This window comes from Halomonas sp. 707B3 (assembly GCF_024158645.1).
GTDB lineage: Bacteria > Pseudomonadota > Gammaproteobacteria > Pseudomonadales > Halomonadaceae > Vreelandella > Vreelandella lionensis.
The window spans coordinates 1-2,312 of the sequence record NZ_JAMZBE010000261.1; the positions used below are offsets into that span (position 1 = coordinate 1).

Annotated in this window: 2 protein-coding genes; both read left to right on the forward strand. The window is 58.8% G+C overall.

From position 1 onward, the window contains the following. The first annotated feature begins 8 nt into the window (after positions 1–8). The gene (locus BIS10_RS18400) at positions 9–1,397 is read left to right on the forward strand and encodes a phosphomannomutase/phosphoglucomutase (RefSeq protein ID WP_253507617.1); all 1,389 of its coding nucleotides are present in this window, start codon (positions 9–11) and stop codon (positions 1,395–1,397) included. 101 nt (positions 1,398–1,498) lie between these two features. Beyond that, a partial coding sequence (argB, locus tag BIS10_RS18405) for an acetylglutamate kinase (protein WP_253507614.1) occupies positions 1,499–2,312 on the forward strand: 814 nt, incomplete at its 3' end.

Consider the following 2,312-nt stretch of genomic DNA (forward strand, 5'->3'; position numbering starts at 1 on the left):
GATCGATGATGACCGTACCCGCTTCGATATTTCGCGCTTACGATATTCGCGGCATCGTGGATGACACGTTAAGCGAAGCCACCACCGAGCTGATTGGCCGCGCCGTCGGCTCTGAAGCCGCCGCTCGTGGCGAGCAGACGGTGATTGTGGCGCGAGACGGCCGCACCTCTGGGCCGCGCCTGCAGGCGGCGCTCATACGCGGCCTGCAGGCCGCCGGGCGGGACGTTATCGATATCGGCATGGTGCCCACGCCGGTGCTCTACTTCGCCACCCACACGCTGCCAGAGAGTCGCTCAGGGGTGATGCTCACCGGCAGCCACAACCCGCCGGACTACAATGGCTTTAAAATCGTCCTGGCGGGCGAAACATTATCGGGCGACGCGATTACTGCGCTCTTTGAGCGCATTCAAGCGGGCAATTTCACCCAGGGCCAAGGCAGCGTGAGCAGCCAAGATCTGCGCGCCAGCTACCTGGAGCGCATCTTGAGCGATGTAAAGGTGGAACGCCCGCTCAGCGCCGTGGTGGATTGCGGCAACGGTGTGGCCGGAGAGCTTGGCCCGCAGCTTATTCAGCGGCTTGGGGTCACCACCACACCACTGTTTGACGAGATCGATGGCCGTTTCCCCAACCATCACCCCGACCCCGGCAAGCCGGAAAACCTGCAGGATTTGATCCACCACGTCCAGCAGAGCGGTGCCGACATCGGCCTTGCCTTCGACGGCGACGGTGACCGGCTAGGCGTCGTCACGCCCCGTGGGCGTATGATTTACCCTGACCACCTGCTGATGCTGTTTGCCACCGATATGCTGTCGCGCAATCCTGGAGCGAAAGTGGTCTTCGATATCAAGTGCACCGGCAATCTTGCCCGGGTGATTAGCGAGGCTGGCGGCGAGCCTGAGATGTGGCGCACCGGCCACTCACTGATCAAAGCGCGTATGAAAGAGACCGAGGCGCTGCTGGGCGGCGAAATGAGCGGACATATCTTCTTTAAAGAGCGCTGGTACGGCTTTGATGACGGCCTCTACGCAGCCGCCCGACTGCTGGAGATTCTTGCCCAGTTCCCCGGCGACGCGGACGCTTTCTTTGACCAATTCCCCCAAGATGTCAGTACGCCAGAAATTAACGTCAGCGTTGCCGATGAAGAAAAATTTGCCATTATCGAGACACTTGCCAGAGAGAGCGACTTCGGCGAAGGTATCAAAACCACGCTGGATGGCATTCGCGTTGATTACACCGACGGCTGGGGATTATGTCGCGCCTCTAATACGACGCCCGCACTGGTGCTTCGTTTTGAGGGAAAAGATAGCGCAGCGCTCGCTCGAATCCGCGAGCGCTTTGAAAAAGCGCTACACGGCGTCGCGCCTACACTGACCATACCAGCCACAACAACAGCATGATCGCGCCCTTAGAACGCGCGACGTGTTAAAAAATGCTGTCATCCAGGCGCGTAAGCGCCTAGCAACGCAACAGACATTAAAAAGAGCAAAGGGACAACGTCATGAGTTCAGCTAGCCGCGACCCCCAGGTCGTTGTGGAGGTGCTGTCAGAAGCGCTTCCCTATATTCAGCAATTTTCCGGCAAAACTGTCGTCGTGAAATATGGCGGCAATGCCATGACCGAAGACACGCTGATCGACTCATTTGCTCGCAACATCGTGCTGATGAAGGAAGTTGGCATTAATCCGGTGGTGGTTCACGGCGGCGGCCCGCAAATTGGCAGCCTGTTGGAGAAGCTCAATATCGAATCCCGCTTCGTGAATGGCATGCGAGTCACTGACTCGCAAACCATGGATGTCGTGGAGATGGTACTGGGCGGCTTGGTGAACAAGAGCATCGTCAACCTGATCAATCAAAGCGGCGGCAAGGCGATTGGCCTGACCGGCAAAGATGGCGCCCAGATTCGCGCCCGGCAGCTGAAGGTGGAGCACCAGAGCCCGGAGATGACCGCGCCGGAAATCATCGATATCGGCCATGTCGGCGAAGTGGAGTCGATCTCCACTGACCTGATCGAGATGCTGGCCGCCCGGGACTTTATTCCGGTCATCGCTCCCATCGGCGTGGATGACAAAGGTAACAGCTACAACATCAATGCCGATCTGGTAGCAGGCAAGCTGGCCGAAGCGCTGAACGCCGAGAAGCTGATGCTGCTGACCAACGTGGCGGGCTTGATGAACAGCGAAGGCAAGGTGCTAACGGGGCTCACCACCGCCCAGGTAGACGGCCTGATTGCCGATGGCACCATTTACGGCGGGATGCTACCCAAAATCCGCTGCGCGCTGGATGCCGTGAAAGGCGGTGTGAACAGCGCCCATA

Coding starts and splice junctions, on each gene's coding strand:
- BIS10_RS18400 (WP_253507617.1), top strand. CDS start 9: ATGACCGTACCCGCTTCGATATTTCGCGCTTACGATATTCGCGGCATC.